Origin of the sequence: Limimaricola litoreus (genome assembly GCF_024159025.1) — a bacterium.
Lineage (GTDB): Bacteria > Pseudomonadota > Alphaproteobacteria > Rhodobacterales > Rhodobacteraceae > Limimaricola > Limimaricola litoreus.
Genome location: NZ_JAMYXC010000214.1, coordinates 16,763 through 33,281 on the forward strand (window position 1 = coordinate 16,763; position 16,519 = coordinate 33,281).

Annotated in this window: 18 protein-coding genes; 15 read left to right on the forward strand and 3 right to left on the reverse strand. The window is 69.6% G+C overall.

Annotated features, from left to right (window positions below):
- Positions 1 to 44: 44 nt before the first annotated feature.
- Positions 45 to 1,169: an anhydro-N-acetylmuramic acid kinase gene (locus NHG85_RS14045; RefSeq protein ID WP_253333416.1), complete on the forward strand. Its 1,125-nt coding sequence runs from the start codon at positions 45 to 47 to the stop codon at positions 1,167 to 1,169.
- A gap of 60 nt (positions 1,170 to 1,229) precedes the next feature.
- Here the strand turns inward: NHG85_RS14045 and ssb are convergent, their stop codons facing one another.
- Entirely contained in the window at positions 1,230 to 1,736 is a 507-nt protein-coding gene (ssb, locus tag NHG85_RS14050; protein ID WP_253333418.1) for a single-stranded DNA-binding protein, read from the reverse strand.
- Between the two features lie 175 nt (positions 1,737 to 1,911).
- Here ssb and NHG85_RS14055 point away from each other — a divergent pair, with 175 nt between their 5' ends.
- On the forward strand, positions 1,912 to 2,517 hold the full coding sequence (locus tag NHG85_RS14055; protein ID WP_253333420.1) for a lytic transglycosylase domain-containing protein: 606 nt from the start codon (positions 1,912 to 1,914) through the stop codon (positions 2,515 to 2,517).
- Between the two features lie 34 nt (positions 2,518 to 2,551).
- Here NHG85_RS14055 and NHG85_RS14060 read toward each other — a convergent pair whose 3' ends face one another.
- Both NHG85_RS14060 and miaA read right to left on the reverse strand, forming a co-directional pair.
- A complete protein-coding gene (locus NHG85_RS14060) occupies positions 2,552 to 3,349 on the reverse strand; it encodes a DUF1206 domain-containing protein (protein WP_253333422.1) in 798 nt (265 codons plus the stop codon).
- A gap of 127 nt (positions 3,350 to 3,476) precedes the next feature.
- On the reverse strand, positions 3,477 to 4,361 hold the full coding sequence (gene miaA / locus NHG85_RS14065; protein ID WP_253333423.1) for a tRNA (adenosine(37)-N6)-dimethylallyltransferase MiaA: 885 nt from the start codon (positions 4,359 to 4,361) through the stop codon (positions 3,477 to 3,479).
- Between the two features lie 107 nt (positions 4,362 to 4,468).
- On the opposite strand from miaA, the gene pyrH reads away from it, so the two are divergent.
- The 13 genes from pyrH to lpxB all read left to right on the forward strand — a co-directional run.
- Positions 4,469 to 5,194, forward strand: a complete 726-nt coding sequence (gene pyrH, locus NHG85_RS14070) for a UMP kinase (RefSeq protein ID WP_253333425.1) — start codon at positions 4,469 to 4,471, stop codon at positions 5,192 to 5,194.
- Between the two features lie 134 nt (positions 5,195 to 5,328).
- Positions 5,329 to 5,892 carry a ribosome recycling factor gene (gene frr, locus NHG85_RS14075; protein ID WP_253333427.1) on the forward strand — a complete coding sequence of 188 codons (564 nt, stop codon included), beginning with the start codon at positions 5,329 to 5,331 and terminating at the stop codon, positions 5,890 to 5,892.
- Between the two features lie 34 nt (positions 5,893 to 5,926).
- Positions 5,927 to 6,661 carry a polyprenyl diphosphate synthase gene (gene uppS / locus NHG85_RS14080; RefSeq protein WP_253333429.1) on the forward strand — a complete coding sequence of 245 codons (735 nt, stop codon included), beginning with the start codon at positions 5,927 to 5,929 and terminating at the stop codon, positions 6,659 to 6,661.
- A 47-nt stretch (positions 6,662 to 6,708) separates the two neighbouring features.
- Positions 6,709 to 7,521 carry a phosphatidate cytidylyltransferase gene (locus tag NHG85_RS14085; protein ID WP_253333447.1) on the forward strand — a complete coding sequence of 271 codons (813 nt, stop codon included), beginning with the start codon at positions 6,709 to 6,711 and terminating at the stop codon, positions 7,519 to 7,521.
- On the forward strand, positions 7,518 to 8,696 hold the full coding sequence (gene dxr, locus NHG85_RS14090) for a 1-deoxy-D-xylulose-5-phosphate reductoisomerase (protein WP_253333430.1): 1,179 nt from the start codon (positions 7,518 to 7,520) through the stop codon (positions 8,694 to 8,696). The genes NHG85_RS14085 and dxr overlap by 4 nt, the downstream gene beginning before the upstream one ends.
- A 9-nt stretch (positions 8,697 to 8,705) precedes the next feature.
- Positions 8,706 to 10,040, forward strand: a complete 1,335-nt coding sequence (gene rseP, locus NHG85_RS14095) for an RIP metalloprotease RseP (RefSeq protein WP_253333433.1) — start codon at positions 8,706 to 8,708, stop codon at positions 10,038 to 10,040.
- 91 nt (positions 10,041 to 10,131) lie between these two features.
- Positions 10,132 to 10,254 carry a hypothetical protein gene (locus NHG85_RS19730; RefSeq protein ID WP_256500423.1) on the forward strand — a complete coding sequence of 41 codons (123 nt, stop codon included), beginning with the start codon at positions 10,132 to 10,134 and terminating at the stop codon, positions 10,252 to 10,254.
- A 61-nt stretch (positions 10,255 to 10,315) separates the two neighbouring features.
- A complete protein-coding gene (bamA, locus tag NHG85_RS14100; RefSeq protein WP_502213722.1) occupies positions 10,316 to 12,640 on the forward strand; it encodes an outer membrane protein assembly factor BamA in 2,325 nt (774 codons plus the stop codon).
- Complete coding sequence (locus NHG85_RS14105) at positions 12,640 to 13,299, forward strand: OmpH/Skp family outer membrane protein (RefSeq protein WP_253333437.1); 660 nt, start codon at positions 12,640 to 12,642, stop codon at positions 13,297 to 13,299. The genes bamA and NHG85_RS14105 overlap by 1 nt, the downstream gene beginning before the upstream one ends.
- Before the next feature lie 83 nt (positions 13,300 to 13,382).
- Positions 13,383 to 13,859, forward strand: a complete 477-nt coding sequence (gene fabZ / locus NHG85_RS14110; RefSeq protein ID WP_253333439.1) for a 3-hydroxyacyl-ACP dehydratase FabZ — start codon at positions 13,383 to 13,385, stop codon at positions 13,857 to 13,859.
- On the forward strand, positions 13,859 to 14,641 hold the full coding sequence (gene lpxA, locus NHG85_RS14115; protein WP_253333441.1) for an acyl-ACP--UDP-N-acetylglucosamine O-acyltransferase: 783 nt from the start codon (positions 13,859 to 13,861) through the stop codon (positions 14,639 to 14,641). The genes fabZ and lpxA overlap by 1 nt, the downstream gene beginning before the upstream one ends.
- Positions 14,642 to 14,645: 4 nt before the next feature.
- Complete coding sequence (locus NHG85_RS14120) at positions 14,646 to 15,431, forward strand: LpxI family protein (RefSeq protein WP_253333443.1); 786 nt, start codon at positions 14,646 to 14,648, stop codon at positions 15,429 to 15,431.
- Positions 15,428 to 16,519, forward strand: a 1,092-nt coding sequence (gene lpxB / locus NHG85_RS14125) for a lipid-A-disaccharide synthase (RefSeq protein WP_253333445.1), incomplete at its 3' end; no start/stop codon positions are given. The genes NHG85_RS14120 and lpxB, both read left to right, overlap by 4 nt.

Sequence of the window (16,519 nt, forward strand, 5' to 3'; positions counted from 1 at the left end):
GTCGCGCCACTCTATAGGCATCCAGAGGGGCGAGGGAAAGCGCGATGCGGCGGATCGGGACGGGCGACAGGATCAGGGCCTTGGGCGCGATGTCGGGCACCTCGCTCGACGGGGTCGACGCGGCGGTGATCGAGACCGACGGGGAGACGGTGTTCGGCTTTTGCGAAAGCGCCTATCGGCCCTATTCGGAGGCCGAGCGCGAGGTGCTGCGCGCCGCCCTGGGCCTGTGGGAGGGCGAGGCGGTCGAGGCGGCGGCGGAGGTGGTCGAGACCGCCCATGCCGAGATCCTCTCGGGCTTCGAGGAGATCGAGTTGATCGGCTTTCACGGCCAGACACTGGCCCATGAGCCGCGCGGGCGCGGCACGCATCAGGCCGGGTCGGGCGCGATTCTCGCCGAGGCGCTGGGCCGGCCCGTGGTGTGGGATTTCCGAAGCTCCGACGTCCGCTTTGGCGGCGAGGGCGCGCCGCTGGCGCCGTTCTACCATTTCGCCCTGGCGCGTCACATCGGGGCCCGGGTGCCGCAGGCCTTTCTCAACCTCGGCGGCGTCGGCAACCTGACCTTCGTCGATCCGGGGTTCGCCCATCCGCAGGCCGAGGGCGCGCTGCTGGCCTTCGACACCGGCCCCGCCAACGCGCCGATCAACGACCTGGTGCAGCGGCGGCTGGGCCGGGCGCTCGACGAGGGCGGCGCGCTGGCCGCTGCGGGCGAGGTCGATGACGCGGTGGTGGCGCGCTTTCTCGAGCACCCGCATTTCTACCGCATGGCGCCCAAATCGCTCGACCGCGACGCCTTTGCCACGCTGGCGCGCGAGGTCGAGGCGCTGTCGGATGCCGCTGCGGCGGCGACGCTGACCGCCTGCGCCGCGGCGGCGGTGATGCGGGGGATGGAGCAGTGCCCCGGGCCGCCCGAGCGGCTCTTGGTGACCGGGGGCGGGCGGCACAACCCGGTGCTGATGGCGATGATCGCGGCGGGCGTCGATTGCCCGGTCCTGCCGGTCGAGGAGGTGGGGCTCGACGGCGACATGATGGAGGCGCAGGCCTTCGCGCATCTGGCAGTGCGCATCGCGCGCGGCCTGCCCACTTCCGCGCCGGGCACGACGGGGGTGCGCGCCGCAGTGGGTGGCGGCACGCTCAGCCGGCCCGGAGAGCTGGCCGTGGCGCTGGGCTGAAACGCAAGACGCCGCCCCCCTTCGGGAGCGGCGCCTTGGCCCGATCCATGCCGGATGGGCTCAGAACGGGATCTCGTCGTCGATGTCGCGGCTGCCGCCGCCACCGCCGCCCTGGTTGCCGCCGCCATAGCCGCCGCGGTCGTCGTAGCCGCCCGAGCCGCCGCCATAGCCGCCCCGGTCGTCACCGCCGTAGCCGCCACCGCCGCCGCCGTCACCACGCCCGCCGAGCAGCGTCAGGTTGCCGGTGAAGGGCCGCAGCACGACTTCGGTCGAGTAGCGGTCGTTGCCCGACTGGTCCTGCCACTTGCGGGTCTCGAGCTGACCCTCGAGATAGACGGTCGAGCCCTTCTTGAGGTATTGCTCGGCGATCCGGCCCAGCGGCTCGTTGAAAATCGCGACCGAGTGCCACTCGGTGCGCTCGCGGCGCTCGCCGGTGCTCTTGTCCTTCCAGGTCTCGGAGGTGGCGACGCGCAGGTTCACCACCTTGCCGCCGTTCTGGAAGGTGCGGACCTCGGGGTCACGACCCAGATTGCCGATGATGATCACCTTGTTAACGGAACCGGCCATAACGCCTCCTGCCTTGTCGAATCTTGCGAGTGTTCAGGTGCCGACCCTATGCCGCGCGGCCGTCCGATGACAGCGGAATTGGCGCTTGCGGCTTTCCTTTCCGCCACGATCCCGGCTAGCCTCGCCTCAGCGAACGCACCCCGCGGCACAGGAAGCGGCGGAACGGAGGGACGCAATGACACCAGGATTCCGAGCCGCCGTCGCGGCGGCGCTTTGCCTTGCCTGCGGCACACCGGCGCTGGCCGACCGGGTTTCGAGCAGTTCGGCGCCGGCCCTGTTCGGCTCGCAGCTGCGCGTGCTCGATGGCCGCGCGGCCTCGCAATACGCAAGCTCCGACCGGTTGCAGCCGCCGCGCGCCGAGGTGCCGGAGGCCTTGCGCGCGGCCGCCGCGCCTGTGCCCGCCTTTCGCGGGCGCTATGCCGGGCCCTATCTCGATCTCGCGCGGCAGGCCGCGCGCAGGCACCGCATCCCCGAGGAGCTGTTCCTGCGCCTCGTGCAGCAGGAGAGCGGCTGGAACGCCCGCGCCGTCAGCAAGGTGGGGGCGCTCGGCCTCGCGCAGCTGATGCCGGGCACGGCACGGCAACTGCGGGTCGATCCGCATGATCCGGTCCAGAACCTCGACGGGGGCGCGAGTTACCTGCGGATGCAGTTCGACCGTTTCAAGGACTGGCGGCTGGCGCTTGCGGCCTACAATGCCGGGCCGGGGGCGGTGACCAAGTATGGTGGTATACCGCCCTATGCCGAAACCCGGCACTACGTGAAGGTGATCCTGGGGAACTGAGCCAGCGCTTGTGCGCTGGCCCGGGTGGACCTGCTCAGTTGGCCAGACGCCGTGCCATGGTCTCGACATCGTCGGTCTTCAGCTTGGGGATCAGCCGGTAGGCCGCGTTGACGAAGCAGAAGAGCGAAAACGCCAGAAGGCCGATCGCCAGCGCGGTGACCAGCACCGTGCCATAGGGCTTTTCGCGCAGCCAGTCGAAGGCCTCGGCCAGGCCGCCTGCTTCACTGGGGTCGAGCGTCCAGGCGGCATAGATCAACAGGAAACCGACGATGGCGATCACCGCGCCGTTGGCGACAAGGCCAAGGGTGAGCGCCGGACGCAGCTTGAGCGTCAGCGGCTTGGCGCGCAGATTGTCCATGTATTTGTGCGACACACCCTTCCAGATGTAATAGAGCCCCGCGCCCAGCCCGATCGCACCGGCGATGCCGACGATCCATTGGCCGAAGGGCATCTGCATGATCTTGGCCGTCCATTTGTCGAGGCTGGAACCGCCGCCCGAGCCCGAGGAGGACGGCATCAGGATCGCCGCCGCCGTGACCGCAAGACCGAGGTGGATGAGGCCTGTCACGACCTGCCCGAGCCGCGCCAGGATGCCCTTGGCCTCGCTGCCATGCGCCTCGAGATCCCAGAACGCCGCGACGAGCCGCCAGATGCCGTAGGCGGCGAGGCCCAGCGCGATCAGCGCCAAGAGCGCGATGCCCCACCAGGCGCGTTCGAGCGAGGCCATCGCCTCGCCTGTGCCGCCCGGCGTCGAACCGCGCCAGATCGCGAAGAGCGACAGGATCGCCACCACGAGGTAGATGAGGCCGCGCCCCGCATAGCCCGCGCGCATGACCGGGACTGCCCATTGGAGATTTTGCTGTGTCATGGGGTCACAAGCGGCCCCGCATCCTCCCGGTTCCGCCGACCGGCCGGCATTGCCGCCGCGTCCGGTCGGTGTGTTGCGCAAGCCACGCGGTTCAGCCGGTCAGCTTTGCGGGGTCGACCTCGCGCCAGCCGCCCATGCGGCTGCGAAACCAGCTGCGCTGGCGCTTGGCATATTGCCGAGAGGCGATGATCGCGGCCTCGCGCGCGGTCTCGAGATCCGTCTCTCCGCGCAGATGCGCCACCAGTTCGGGCGCGCCGATCGCGCGGGCCCATGGGGCATTCGGTTGCCAATGCGGCAGCATTGCGCGCGCCTCCTCCAGCGCGCCGTCCTCGATCATCGCGTCGAAACGCCGGGCGATGCGCGCGTTGAGCCAGGCCGGGTCGGGACGCAGCACGATGGGCTGCGCGCGGGCCAGCGGCAGAAGCGGAGCGGGGGTGTCGGCCTGCCAATCGGCGATGCCGCGCCCGGTGGCGCGCAGCACCTCCCAGGCGCGCTGCACCCGGGCGCGGTTGTTCAGGTCGAGGCGCGCGCGGCTGGCGGCGTCGAGCCCCTCCACCAGATCGGGCAGGGCGATGGCGTCGGCCTCGGCGCGGATGGCGGACGGGGTCGCGGGGATCTCGGCCAGCCCCTCGGTCAGCGCCGAGAAGTAGAGCCCGGTACCGCCGGTGATGATCGGCCGCGCGCCGTTCAGAAGCGGCGCCACCGCCCGCAGCCAGTGGCCGACCGACCACGCCGCATCCCGCGCGACATGGCCGTAGAGCGCATGCGGCGCGCGGCTCTCCTCCTCGGGCGAGGGTCGGGCGGTCAGCACCCGCCAGTCGGCATAGACCTGCAGCGCATCGGCATTGACCACCACGCCGCCGCCCGTCTCGGCCACCGCGAGCGCCAGCGCCGACTTGCCCGAGGCGGTCGGCCCGGCGATCAGCACCGGGCGCGCGGGATCGAGCCCGCGCGCGATCTCGGACAGCGCGATCATCCCCGGCCGATGCCCGCCGGGACGGTCCGCGCGGCATTGAACACCGGCGCGGTTTCGTCCATCTTGCGCGACGACCCAAGACCCCCCGAGCCACGCACGGAGCCCCCATGACCGATACCCACAAGCCCGCTTTCCGCAGGGTTATGCTGAAGATCTCCGGGGAGGCCTTGATGGGGAACACGGCGTTCGGTCTGCATCCGCCGACCGTCGAACGCATCGCGCGCGAGGTCAAGTCGGTGCATGATCTCGGTGTCGAGATCTGCATGGTGATCGGCGGCGGCAACATCTTTCGCGGGCTGTCGGGCTCGGCACAGGGGATGGAGCGGACCACCGCCGACTACATGGGCATGCTCGCCACGGTGATGAACGCGCTGGCGATGCAATCGGCGCTCGAGGAACTCGGCGTCTATACCCGCGTGATCTCGGCCATCCCGATGGACCAGGTCTGCGAGCCCTACATCCGCCGCCGGGCCGTGCGCCATCTGGAGAAGAAGCGCGTCTGCATCTTCGCCGCCGGCACCGGCAACCCCTATTTCACCACCGACACCGCCGCGACGCTGCGCGCCAACGAGATGAGCTGCGAGGCGATCTTCAAGGGCACCAAGGTCGACGGGGTCTATGACAAGGACCCCAAGAAGTTCGACGATGCCAAGCGCTACTCGACCGTCACCTATGACGAGGTGCTGCAAAAGCATCTGGGCGTGATGGATGCGAGCGCCATCGCGCTGGCGCGCGACAACGACCTGCCGATCATCGTCTTCTCGCTCGACGAGCCGGGCGGCTTCCGCGGCATCCTCGCGGGCGAAGGCACCTCGACGCGGGTGCACGGCTGACCGAAACTCACCGTGCTATTGCCGCGTGGCTGACACATGGCGGCGCTAGCATGGGGCAAAGTGTTCTGGAATGACGGGGCTGCCTCGGCTATCACCGGCGCCAACGGCACGCTCCCAAAGACAAGAAGAGACCGATGGCAGACGATTTCGAACTCGACACCGACGACCTTCAGCGCCGCATGGACGGGGCGATCGCCTCCCTGCGCACCGAATTCGCCTCGCTCAGGACGGGCCGCGCCTCGGCCTCGATGCTCGAGCCGGTGATGGTGGAGGCTTACGGCAGCCCGACCCCGATCAACCAGGTCGGCACCGTCAACGTCCCCGAGCCGCGCATGGTGACCATCAACGTCTGGGACAAGTCCATGGTCGGCAAGGTCGAAAAGGCGATCCGCGAAAGCGGCCTCGGCATCAACCCGCAGCTCAATGGCACCATCATCATGCTGCCGATCCCCGAGCTGAACGAGGAGCGCCGGACCCAGCTCACCAAGGTGGCCGGGCAATATGCCGAGCACGCCCGCGTCGCGATCCGCAACCTGCGCCGTGACGGCATGGACCAGATCAAGAAGGCCAAGTCCGACGGTCTCTCCGAGGACGACCAGAAGTTCTGGGAGCAGGAGGTGCAGGAGCTGACCGATCGCTACATCAAGCAGATCGACCAGCAGCTCGAGACGAAACAGGCCGAGATCATGCAGGTCTGAGGCCGGCGCCTCGACAATTGCAAGGGAGGCCTCGATGGCTGCCGACGCGCAAGAGACGACACCCGATGGCGGCCCGAAGCACGTCGCCATCATCATGGACGGCAATGGCCGCTGGGCGCAGAAGCGCGGGCGGCCACGTCTTTTCGGTCACCAGGCCGGTGCCCGACGCGTGCGCGACATCGTCGAGGCCTGCCCCGGTCAGGGCGTCAAGTACCTGACGATCTTCGCCTTCTCGACCGAGAACTGGAAGCGCACCCAGACCGAGGTCTCGGGGCTTATGGCTCTGTTTCGCCGCTACATCGTGCGCGAGGCGCGGGCGCTGCTGACCAAGGGCGTGCGCGTGCGCTTCATCGGTGACCGGATCCGGCTCGACGAGAAGCTGGTGGCGATGATGGACGAGCTTGAGCTCCTGACCAGCCACAACGACCTCGTGCACCTGACCGTGGCGCTGAACTACGGGGGGCGCGACGAGGTGACCCGCGCGGCCAAGCGATTGGCCTACGAGATCGAGCAGGGCCGGCTCACCCACAAGGACGTCGATGCCGAGACGCTGTCGCGCTTTCTCGACACCCATGTGCTGCCCGACCCGGATCTCGTCATCCGCACCTCGGGCGAGGCGCGCATCTCCAATTTCCTGCTGTGGCAGTCGGCCTATGCCGAATACGAATTCGTCGACACGCTCTGGCCCGATTTCACGCCTGAGGAATTCGCCCGCGTCTGCGCCAGCTACGCCGCCCGCGACCGCCGTTTCGGAGCCGTGAAGACCTGATGACGGAACCGGAGGACAAGACGGGCGCCGAGGCGCAGGGCGAGGGGATGGTCGCGGGGGCCGCGGCGCTGGCCGATCCGGGCCGGTGGAGCGATCTGAGCGTGCGGATGACCTCCGGCGCGGCGATGGCCGTGCTGGGCGCCGCGGCGGTCATGATGGGCGGCTTGTGGTTCCAGATGCTGACGGTGTTCGTCACCGCCGTGATGATCTGGGAGCTGTGGATGATGATCGAGCCCGGCAAGCCGACGCCGGGCATGCTTCTGGCCGCGCTCTGCGCCAGCGTGCTGTCGGGCCAGCTTTCGAGCCCGGAGAACTGGGCCTTACTGCTGTTTCTAGTCCCGCCCATCGCCGGGGCGCTGATGCTGCGGCGCGAGCGGGGGACCTTCCTCGCCTTCGCGCTGGGCATCGAGATCGCCGGTTGGGGCCTCGTCACCTTCCGCGCCGAATACGGCTTTCAATGGCTGCTGTGGCTGATCCTCGTGGTCGTGGCCACGGATGTCTTCGGCTATCTCGTCGGCCGGACGGTGGGCGGGCCGAAGTTCTGGCCCAAGGTCAGCCCCAAGAAGACCTGGTCGGGCACCGCCGGCGGCTGGATCGCCGCGGGGCTCGTCGGTCTCGTCTTCGTCTGGCTCACCTCCAGCGCCTGGCATCTGGTGTGGATCTCCATGCTTTTGAGCTTTGCCAGCCAGATGGGCGACATCGCCGAAAGCGCGCTCAAACGGCGTATGAAGGTCAAGGACAGCTCGACGCTGATCCCCGGACACGGCGGGCTGTTCGACCGCTTCGACGCGATGCTGGGGGCCTCGCTCTTCATGCTGCTGGCTTCGGTGCTCGGCTTCATCCCCGGGGTGCATTTTTGAAACGCGTCACCATTCTCGGCGCCACCGGATCGATCGGCTGCCAGACCGTCGAGCTGATCGAAGCCGCGCCCGAGCGCTTCGAGACCGTCGCACTGACCGGCGGGCGCAACGTGGCGCTTCTGGCCGATCAGGCGAAGCGGCTGGGTGCCAAGATCGCCGTCACCTGCTTCGATGACTGCCGCGCCGAGCTGGCCGAGCGGCTCGCGGGGACCGGCATTGCCGTGGCCTCCGGCGACGCCGCCATCGCCGAGGCCGCGACCAGGCCCGCCGATCTGGTGATGTCGGCCATCGTCGGCGCTGCGGGGCTCGTGCCGGGTCTCGCTGCGATCAAGCAGGGCGCGACGCTGGCGCTCGCCAATAAGGAGACCATGGTGGCCGCCGGGCCGCTGGTGCTGGCCGAGGCGCGCGCCCATGGCGCGACCTTGCTGCCGGTCGACAGCGAGCATTCGGCGGTGTTCCAGGCGCTGGTGGGCGAAGACCGCGGGGCGGTCGAGCGGGTGATCCTCACCGCCTCGGGCGGTGCGTTCCGCGACTGGCCGCTGGAGCGGCTGGCGGCGGCCACCCCCGAAGAGGCCGCGACCCACCCCAACTGGGCCATGGGCCAGCGCATCACCATCGACAGCGCCTCGATGTTCAACAAGGCGCTCGAAGTCATCGAGGCGAAAGAGCTTTTCGACCTCTCGCCCGACCAGGTCGAGGTGGTGATCCACCCCGAGAGCCTTATCCACGCGCTGGTCGGCTTCAACGACGGCGCGCTGATGGCGCATATGGGCGCGCCCGACATGCGCCACGCGATCGGCTACGCGCTCAACTGGCCCGAGCGGCGGGCGCTGCCGGTGGCGCGGCTCGATCTCGCGGCGCAGGGCTCCATGACCTTCCGCGCCCCCGATGATGCGCGCTATCCCGCGCTGCGGCTGGCGCGGCGGGTGATGGAGGAGGGCGGGCTCGCGGGGGCCGCGTTCAACGCCGCCAAGGAGGCCGCGCTCGACGCCTTTCTCGACCGGCGCATCGGCTTCATGCAGATGGCACAGGTGGTGGAGCGGGTGCTGGACACGATGTCGCGCGAGGGCGCGCTTCGGGTTGACAGCCCGGACCTCGACGCGGTCCTTGGGGCCGATGCTCAGGCGCGCGCGCGCGCCGCTTCCATCGCCCGGACCGATCTTCTGACCGCATAGGACGCCCCCTTGGACCCGACCCAGATCCTGCCGCAGTTCGGCAACGTCGCCTTCACCCTCGCCGCCTTCGTGGTGGCGCTTTCGGTGATCGTGGCGATCCACGAATACGGCCATTACATCGTCGGGCGCTGGTCGGGCATCAAGGCGGAGGTGTTCAGCCTCGGCTTCGGCCCGGTGCTCGTCTCGCGCCGCGACAGGCATGGCACGCTATGGCAGATCGCGGCCTTGCCCTTCGGCGGCTACGTGAAGTTCATGGGCGATGCCAACGCGGCCTCGGTCGGGCAGGCGGCGGGCACGGACCCCGCGCAGCTGCGCCACACCATGCTCGGTGCGCCGCTCTGGGCGCGGGCGGCGACGGTGGCGGCGGGGCCGGTGTTCAACTTCGTGCTGTCGATCCTGATCTTCACGGCGGTGATCCTGACCCAGGGCCGCCCCGCCGACCCGCTCACCGTGGAGCGGATGCTGCCGCTGCCGCCGGGCTACGTCAACGAGCTGCGCGTGGGCGATGAAATCCTCGCCATCGGCGGCGCCGAATTGCCGGGCGAGGGCGGGCTGGGCCGCGTGGCCGAAGGTTATCCGGCCGAGCCGGTGCTCGATTACCGAATCCGCCGCGACGGGCGCGAGATGCTGCTGCGCGGCCCCTATCCGCAGCCGCCCATCGTGGGCGCCGTCTCGCCACGCTCCGCGGCCGCATCGGCGGGACTGCGGGCTGGCGACGTGATCACCTCGCTCGACGGGCAGGAGGTCTTTGCCTTCGCGCAGCTGATCGAGACCGTCACCGCCTCGAATGGCCGCCCGCTCGACCTGACCATCTGGCGCGACGGCACGACCCGCGATCTCACGCTCACCCCGCGGCGGGTCGATCTGCCGCGCGAGGAGGGCGGCTTCGAGACGCGCTGGCTCTTAGGCATCTCCTCGGGGCTGTTCTTCGAGGCGGCGACCGAGACGCCGGGGCTCGGCACGGCGCTGGCCGATGCGGCGGGCCAGGTCTGGCGGATCATCACCTCCTCGATCTCGGGGCTGGGCGCGATGCTCACCGGCGCGATTTCCTCGTGCAACCTGTCGGGCCCGGTGGGCATCGCCCAGACCTCGGGCGCGATGGCCGAGCAGGGCGCCGCCAGCTTCATCTGGTTCGTCGCGGTGCTGTCGACGGCGGTGGGCCTGCTCAATCTCTTTCCGATCCCGGTGCTCGACGGCGGGCATCTCGTCTTCTTCGGCTACGAGGCGGTCACCGGCCGCCAGCCGAGCGACAAGGCGCTGCGCGTGCTGATGGCGCTGGGGCTGTCGCTGATCCTGACGATGACGGTCTTCGCCGTGCTCAACGACCTGTTCCTGTGCCCCTGAGGCCGCTCCGGCGCCTTTGCGATGCCGGATTTGCGCCAGAATCGGATGCCACGATGCAAGGCATCCGATTGTCGCGAAAAGGAGCGCTGTCATGCCGTCATCGAAGCCCGGGGTCGAACTGCGGCTGATGCTGATGCAGTCCCTCGACTGGGCGCTGATCCCCTCGGCCATCATCTGCGCACTGGCGGTCTCGGCCCATCTCGCCGGGTCGTAGCTTTTGACAAGGCCGCCGCGTCCCGATACTTCCCTAGACCAAGAAACGACGTGTGGCAGGGATGGTGACGATGACGGCTCGAAGCAGGGGCGCCTTGGCGCGCAAGTTGACTGGCGCCGCGAGCGTGGCCGCCCTGGTCGCCGCGATCAGCGCCGTGGCGCCGGCGCTGGCACAGGAATTCCGCTTTGACGAGGTGTCCGTCGAGGGCAACCGTCGGATCGAGACCGGCACCATCCTGACCTATGCCGGCATCTCGCGCGGCGAGACGTTGAGCGCCGCGGCGCTCAACGACGCCGGGCAGCGGATCCGCGAATCCGGCCTGTTCCAGGAGGTCGAGATCCGGCCCGAAGGCGGGCGCCTGACCATCGCCGTGACCGAATACCCGACGATCAACCGCATCGGCTTCGAAGGCAATGCCAAGGTCGACGACAGCGAGCTTGCGGCGCTGATCTCGGCGACCGAGCGGCGCGTCTACAACCCGAGCGAGGCGCAGGCCGACGCCAATGCCATTGCCGCGGCCTATGCCGCGCGCGGCCGGATCAGCGCCAGCGTCCGCCCGGCCCTGATCGAACGCTCAGACAACCGGGTCGATCTCGTCTACCAGATCGCCGAGGGCGGCGTGACCGAGATCGAGCGGATCTCGTTCACGGGCAACCGCGCCTTTTCGGACCGGCGGCTGCGCGGCGTGCTCGGCACGCGGCAGGCCGGCCTTCTGCGCCAGATCATCAAGAGCGACACCTTCGTCGCCGACCGCATCGCGCTCGACCGGCAGATGCTCACCGATTTCTACCGCTCGCGCGGCTATGTCGACTTCGAGATCCTTGATGTCGATGCGGAGCTGACCCGCGCGCGCGACGCCTATCTTCTGACCTTCAACATCCGCGAGGGGCAGCGTTTCTCGATCGGCGGCGTCAAGGTGGCCAGCGAGATCCCCGGCCTCGATCCGAGCCGGTTCGACGCAGCGGTGCGCATCGAAGAAGGCGATTACTTCTCCCCCACCGATCTCGAGAACGACATCACCCGCATGGAGCGCATCGCGATTCGTGACGGCGTGGATTTCCTGCGGGTGGAGCCGAAGATCGAGCGCAACCCGCGCGATCTGTCGCTCGACGTGACCTATGTGCTCAGCCGCGGCGAGCGCATCTTCGTCGAGCGGATCGACATCGAGGGCAACTCCACCACGCTCGACCGCGTGGTGCGGCAGCAGTTCAATACCGTCGAGGGCGACGCCTTCAACCCCCGCGCCATCCGCGAGAGCGCCGAGCGCATCCGCGCCCTGGGCTATTTCTCCGACGCGCAGGTCAATGCCCGGCCGGGCACCACCCCCGGTTCGGTGGTGATCGACGTCGATGTCGAGGAGCAGCCCACCGGCTCGCTCTCCTTCGGCGGCAATTACTCGACCGACAATGGCTTCGGCCTCGTCGCAGGCTTCTCGGAGCGCAACTTCCTCGGCCGAGGCCAGCTCTTCAGCCTCGATCTGTCGACCAGCCAGAACAACCGCGTCGTCTCCTTCGACTTCGCCGAACCGGCCTTCCTGGGCCGTGACCTGCGCTTCGGCTTCGGGGTGGATTACCGCTCGACCGACAATGATTCGGCGCTCTACGACACCGACACCTTCCGCATCTCGCCCTCCTTCACCTTCCCGGTGAGCGCGAACGGCCGGTTGCAGACCTATTTCGCCGCCGAATACACCGACATCACCGATGTCGATGCAGCGAATGCCAGCCCGATCATCATCGCCGAGCAGGCCGAGGCCGGCGTCTGGACCAATTCGCTGGGCTACGCCTACAGCTACGACACGCGCCGCTCGGGGCTCGATCCCACCACCGGCGTGTTGCTGCGCTTCGGGCAGGAGTTCGGCGTCGGCGATGAATCCTTCATCAAGACGACCGCCCTTGCCACCGCGGAGACCCGTGTCTGGGGCGACGAGGTGCTGCTGCGCGCCACGGTCGAGGGCGGGATGCTCAATCATTCCGACGGCACCACCCGCGTCACCGACCGCTTCTTCATGGGCAGCCGGATCATGCGCGGCTTCGAGCCCGGCGGCATCGGCCCGCGCGACGACGTGACCGGGGATGCGCTCGGCGGCAACAAATACGCCGTGACCCGGCTCGAGGCCGAGTTCCCGCTCGGCCTGCCCGAGGATTACGGCATCTCGGGCGGTGCCTTCGTCGATTACGGCTCGGTCTGGGAGGTGGGCGACCTGCGCGGTCGCGATCCCGATCTCGTGCTCTACGATGAGTTCACCCCGCGCGCGGTGATCGGCGCCTCGGTGTTCTGGGTCACGCCGCTCGGGCCGCTGCGCTTCAACTTCACCGAAGCCCTGCAGGCCGAGGAGAAGGACGAGACGCGCGGCTTCGACCTGACCATTTCCTCGCGCTTTTGATGCGCGGGCGCGCGGTCGGACGGGCGCTCTGCGCCCTCTCGGTCTGCCTCGCGGTTCCGGCCGCGGCGCAGACCGCGGCGCAGCCGGAGGTGCGCGATCCGGCGCCGCGCGCAACCGAGACCCAGGCCGAGACCGAAATCGGGGCTGTCGGCGGCATCGTCGTTCTCGACACCGAAAGGCTCTTTGCCGAAAGCCTGTTCGGTCTTCGTCTCGCCGAGATGCTGCAGGCCGAGACCGAGGCGCTGATCGAGGAGAACCGGCGCATCGAGGCGGAGCTGACCGCAGAGGAGCAGGCGCTGACCCGCCGCCGCCCCGGGATGGACCCGGTGGCGTTCCGCGAGGAGGCGGAGGCCTTCGATGCGAAGGTGCAGCAGATCCGCCGCGAGCGCGACGCCAAGGAGCGGGCACTGCAACAGGAGGCCTCCGCCGGGCGCGAGCGCTTCCTTGCCGCCATCGGCCCGACGCTGGGCGAGGTGATGATGGCGCGCGGCGCCGCGGTGATCCTCGATCGGCGGGCGGTGTTCCTGTCGACCGGGGCGGTCGACGTGACGGAGGCCGCGATCGCGGCGATCGACGCAGAGATCGGCGACGGCTCGGACCTGGCGCCAGAGGCCGATGCGGTCGAAACGCCCGGGACCGACACCGCGCCGGAGCGCTAGCGCCGGGCCGCACGTCTTGCCGCCTCGGGCCGCGCTTGCTACTCAGGCCGGAACACGCGCCCAAGCCGGGAAGGACCCCAGACATGACCGACACCCCCGAGACCGGCACGCCGACCAGCGCCGACATCCAGCTGATCCAGCGCATCCTGCCGCATCGCTACCCGTTCCTGCTCGTCGACCGCGTGGTCGACATCGACGGCACCTCGACCGCGACGGGCATCAAGAACGTCACGATGAACGAGCCGCATTTCCAGGGGCATTTCCCCGGCAACCCGATCATGCCCGGCGTCACCATCATCGAGGCGATGGCGCAGACGGCGGCCGTCATGGTCGGCACGACGATGAACCTCGTGGACGGCAACATGCTGATCTATTTCATGGGCATCGACGCGACCAAGTTCCGCCGCAAGGTCGTCCCCGGCGACCAGCTCCTGATGAAGGTCGAGACCACGCGCGGCAAGCCGGGCGGCAAGGTCTGGAAGTTCAAGGGCGTGGCCACCGTCGATGGCGAGATGGCCGCCGAGGCCGAGTTCACCGCCATGATGGACCTGCAAAGCTGATGAGCGAGATCCACCCATCGGCGGTGATCGAGGAGGGCGCGCGGATCGGCGCGGGCTGCCGGATCGGCCCGTTTTGCCATGTCGGGCCAGAGGTGGTGCTGCAGGACGGCGTGGAGCTCAGAAGCCACGTCGTCGTCACCGGCGATACCGAGATCGGCGCGCAGACGGTGGTCTTCTCCTTTTCGGTGATCGGCGAGATCCCGCAGGATCTGAAGTTCGACGGCGAGCGCACGCGGCTCAGGATCGGCGCGCGCAACCGCATCCGCGAGCATGTGACGATCAACACCGGCACGCAGGGCGGCGGGGGCGAGACGCGGGTGGGCGACGATTGCCTGCTGATGGCGGGCTGCCACGTGGCGCATGACGTGCGCGTGGGCGATCGGGTGATCCTCGTGAACCACGCCAGCGTCGCGGGCCATTGCGTGATCGGCGACGACGTGATCGTCGGCGGGCTTTGCGGCATCCACCAATGGGTGCGCATCGGGCGCGGTGCGATCATCGGCGCGGTGACCATGGTGACCAACGACGTCATCCCCTTCGGCCTCGTGCAGGGCCCGCGCGGGCGGCTCGACGGGCTGAACCTCGTGGGGCTGAAGCGGCGCGGTACGGCGCGCGAGGAAATCTCGGCGCTGCGCGCTGCGTTCCGCGCGCTCAAGGATGGCGAGGGCACGTTCCACGAGCGCGCCGAGGGGTTGAAGACTACCGAAAGCGACCTCGTGCGCGAGCTGTCGGAGTTCGTCTCTGCCCAGAGCGACCGCCAGTTCCTCACGCCGCAGGGCTGAGGCGGTGCTGGCGCTTCTCGCCGGAACCGGCGCGCTGCCCGGTGCCATCCTCGCGCATCGGCCCGAGGCGCTGGTCTGCGAGATGGCCGGCGTGCCGGTCGAAGCGCCCGAAGGCTGCGCCCGGATCGGCTACCGGATCGAGACGCTGGGCACGCTCCTGGCCGACCTGCGCGCGCGCGGCGTCACCGAGATCTGCCTTGCCGGCGCCATGACCCGGCCCGCGATCGACCCCGCCGCCATTGACACCGCCACCGCCCCGCTGGTGCCGCGTCTCGTGGCGGCCATGGGGCAGGGCGACGACGCGACGCTGCGCGCCGTCATGGCGCTGCTCGAAGAGCAGGGCTTCGCCCTGCGCGCCGCCCACGAGATCGCGCCCGAGCTGCTGCCCGGGGCCGGGCCGCTCGGCGCGACCGTTTTCCCCGACGGGCTGGAGCCGGATGCGATCCGCGCGGTCGCGGTTCACCGCCGCCTGGCCGCCGCCGATGTCGGGCAGGCCTGCGTTACGCGCGGCGGGCTCTGCATCGCCGTCGAGGCGCTGCCGGGCACCGACTGGATGCTGAGAAGCCTCATGGGCGGAGAGGCGGTGGGCGGGCTGCTCTACAAGGCGCCCAAGCCCGGACAGGATCGGCGGGCCGATCTTCCGGTGATCGGGCCGGGCACGGTCGAGGGCGCGGCGCGGGCCGGTCTTTCGGCCATCGTGATCGAGGCGGGCGGCGTCATGGTGCTCGACCGGGCCGCCACCATCGCCGCCGCCGACCGGCACGGCATCGCCCTCGTGGTGCGTCCGTGAAGCTTTTCGTGATCGCGGGAGAGCCTTCGGGCGACCGGCTCGGCCGGGCGGTGATGGCCGGGCTGAAGCAGCTCGATCCTGGCGTGAGTTTCGACGGCATCGGCGGCCCGCGCATGACCGACGAGGGGCTCAAAAGCCGCTTTCCCATGGAGGAGCTGTCGGTCATGGGCATTGCCGAGGTGCTGCCGCGCTATCGCCAGCTCATGCGCCGGATCGACGAGACGGCCCGCGCCGTGATCGAGACCAGACCCGACATCCTGCTGACCATCGACAGCCCAGATTTCTGCCTGCGCGTGGCGCGGCGGGTGAAAGAGGCCGGCGCGCCGGTGCGCTGCGTGCATTACGTGGCCCCCAGCGTCTGGGCCTGGCGGCCCGGGCGCGCGGCCAAGATGGCGCGCAGCATCGATCAGGTGCTGGCGCTCCTGCCCTTCGAGCCGCCCTACATGGAAGCCGCCGGGATGGCGTGCGATTTCGTCGGCCACCCGGTCGTCACCGATCCGCAGGCCACCGAGAAGGAGGCCCGCGCCTTTCGCGAGCGCCACGGCATCGGCGACGCGCCGCTCGTGCTGGCCCTTCCCGGGTCGCGCAGGGGCGAGGTGCAGCGCCTGTCGGAGACCTTCGGCGGAGCGCTGGCGCGGGTGCAGGCGGCGCTGCCCGAGGCGCGCGTCGTGCTGCCCTGCGCCGCGCCGGTGGTGGATCTGGTCCGCGCCGAAACCCGGCACTGGTCCGCGGCCCCGCTGCTGATTGATCCGGGGCGGGATACGGACGGCGCCGAAAAGCGCGCCGCCTTCCGCGCCGCCGACGTGGCGCTCGCAGCCTCGGGGACCGTCTCGCTCGAACTGGCGGCGGCGGATACGCCGATGGTGATCGCCTATGACATGGGCTGGATTTCGCGCCAGATCATCGGGCGGATGCTGCTCACCGACACAGTGACGCTCGTGAACCTCGTGAGCGAAACCCGCAGCGTGCCCGAGTTCATCGGCAAGCACTGCCAGCCCGAGGTGATCGGGCGGGGGCTGCTGCGCGTGCTGGAGCGCCCCGAGGCCCAGCGCGCCGCGCTGCGCGAGACGATGGCGCGGCTCGGCGCC

What these genes read in the sequence shown, in the direction of transcription:
- NHG85_RS14045 (WP_253333416.1), top strand. Translation starts at nt 45, where the DNA reads ATGCGGCGGATCGGGACGGGCGACAGGATCAGGGCCTTGGGCGCGATG.
- ssb (WP_253333418.1), bottom strand. Translation starts at nt 1,736, where the DNA reads ATGGCCGGTTCCGTTAACAAGGTGATCATCATCGGCAATCTGGGTCGT.
- NHG85_RS14055 (WP_253333420.1), top strand. Translation starts at nt 1,912, where the DNA reads ATGACACCAGGATTCCGAGCCGCCGTCGCGGCGGCGCTTTGCCTTGCC.
- NHG85_RS14060 (WP_253333422.1), bottom strand. Translation starts at nt 3,349, where the DNA reads ATGCGCGCGGGCTATGCGGGGCGCGGCCTCATCTACCTCGTGGTGGCG.
- miaA (WP_253333423.1), bottom strand. Translation starts at nt 4,361, where the DNA reads ATGATCGCGCTGTCCGAGATCGCGCGCGGGCTCGATCCCGCGCGCCCG.
- pyrH (WP_253333425.1), top strand. Translation starts at nt 4,469, where the DNA reads ATGACCGATACCCACAAGCCCGCTTTCCGCAGGGTTATGCTGAAGATC.
- frr (WP_253333427.1), top strand. Translation starts at nt 5,329, where the DNA reads ATGGCAGACGATTTCGAACTCGACACCGACGACCTTCAGCGCCGCATG.
- uppS (WP_253333429.1), top strand. Translation starts at nt 5,927, where the DNA reads ATGGCTGCCGACGCGCAAGAGACGACACCCGATGGCGGCCCGAAGCAC.
- NHG85_RS14085 (WP_253333447.1), top strand. Translation starts at nt 6,709, where the DNA reads ATGGTCGCGGGGGCCGCGGCGCTGGCCGATCCGGGCCGGTGGAGCGAT.
- NHG85_RS19730 (WP_256500423.1), top strand. Translation starts at nt 10,132, where the DNA reads ATGCCGTCATCGAAGCCCGGGGTCGAACTGCGGCTGATGCTGATGCAG.
- bamA (WP_502213722.1), top strand. Translation starts at nt 10,316, where the DNA reads ATGGTGACGATGACGGCTCGAAGCAGGGGCGCCTTGGCGCGCAAGTTG.
- NHG85_RS14105 (WP_253333437.1), top strand. Translation starts at nt 12,640, where the DNA reads ATGCGCGGGCGCGCGGTCGGACGGGCGCTCTGCGCCCTCTCGGTCTGC.
- fabZ (WP_253333439.1), top strand. Translation starts at nt 13,383, where the DNA reads ATGACCGACACCCCCGAGACCGGCACGCCGACCAGCGCCGACATCCAG.
- lpxA (WP_253333441.1), top strand. Translation starts at nt 13,859, where the DNA reads ATGAGCGAGATCCACCCATCGGCGGTGATCGAGGAGGGCGCGCGGATC.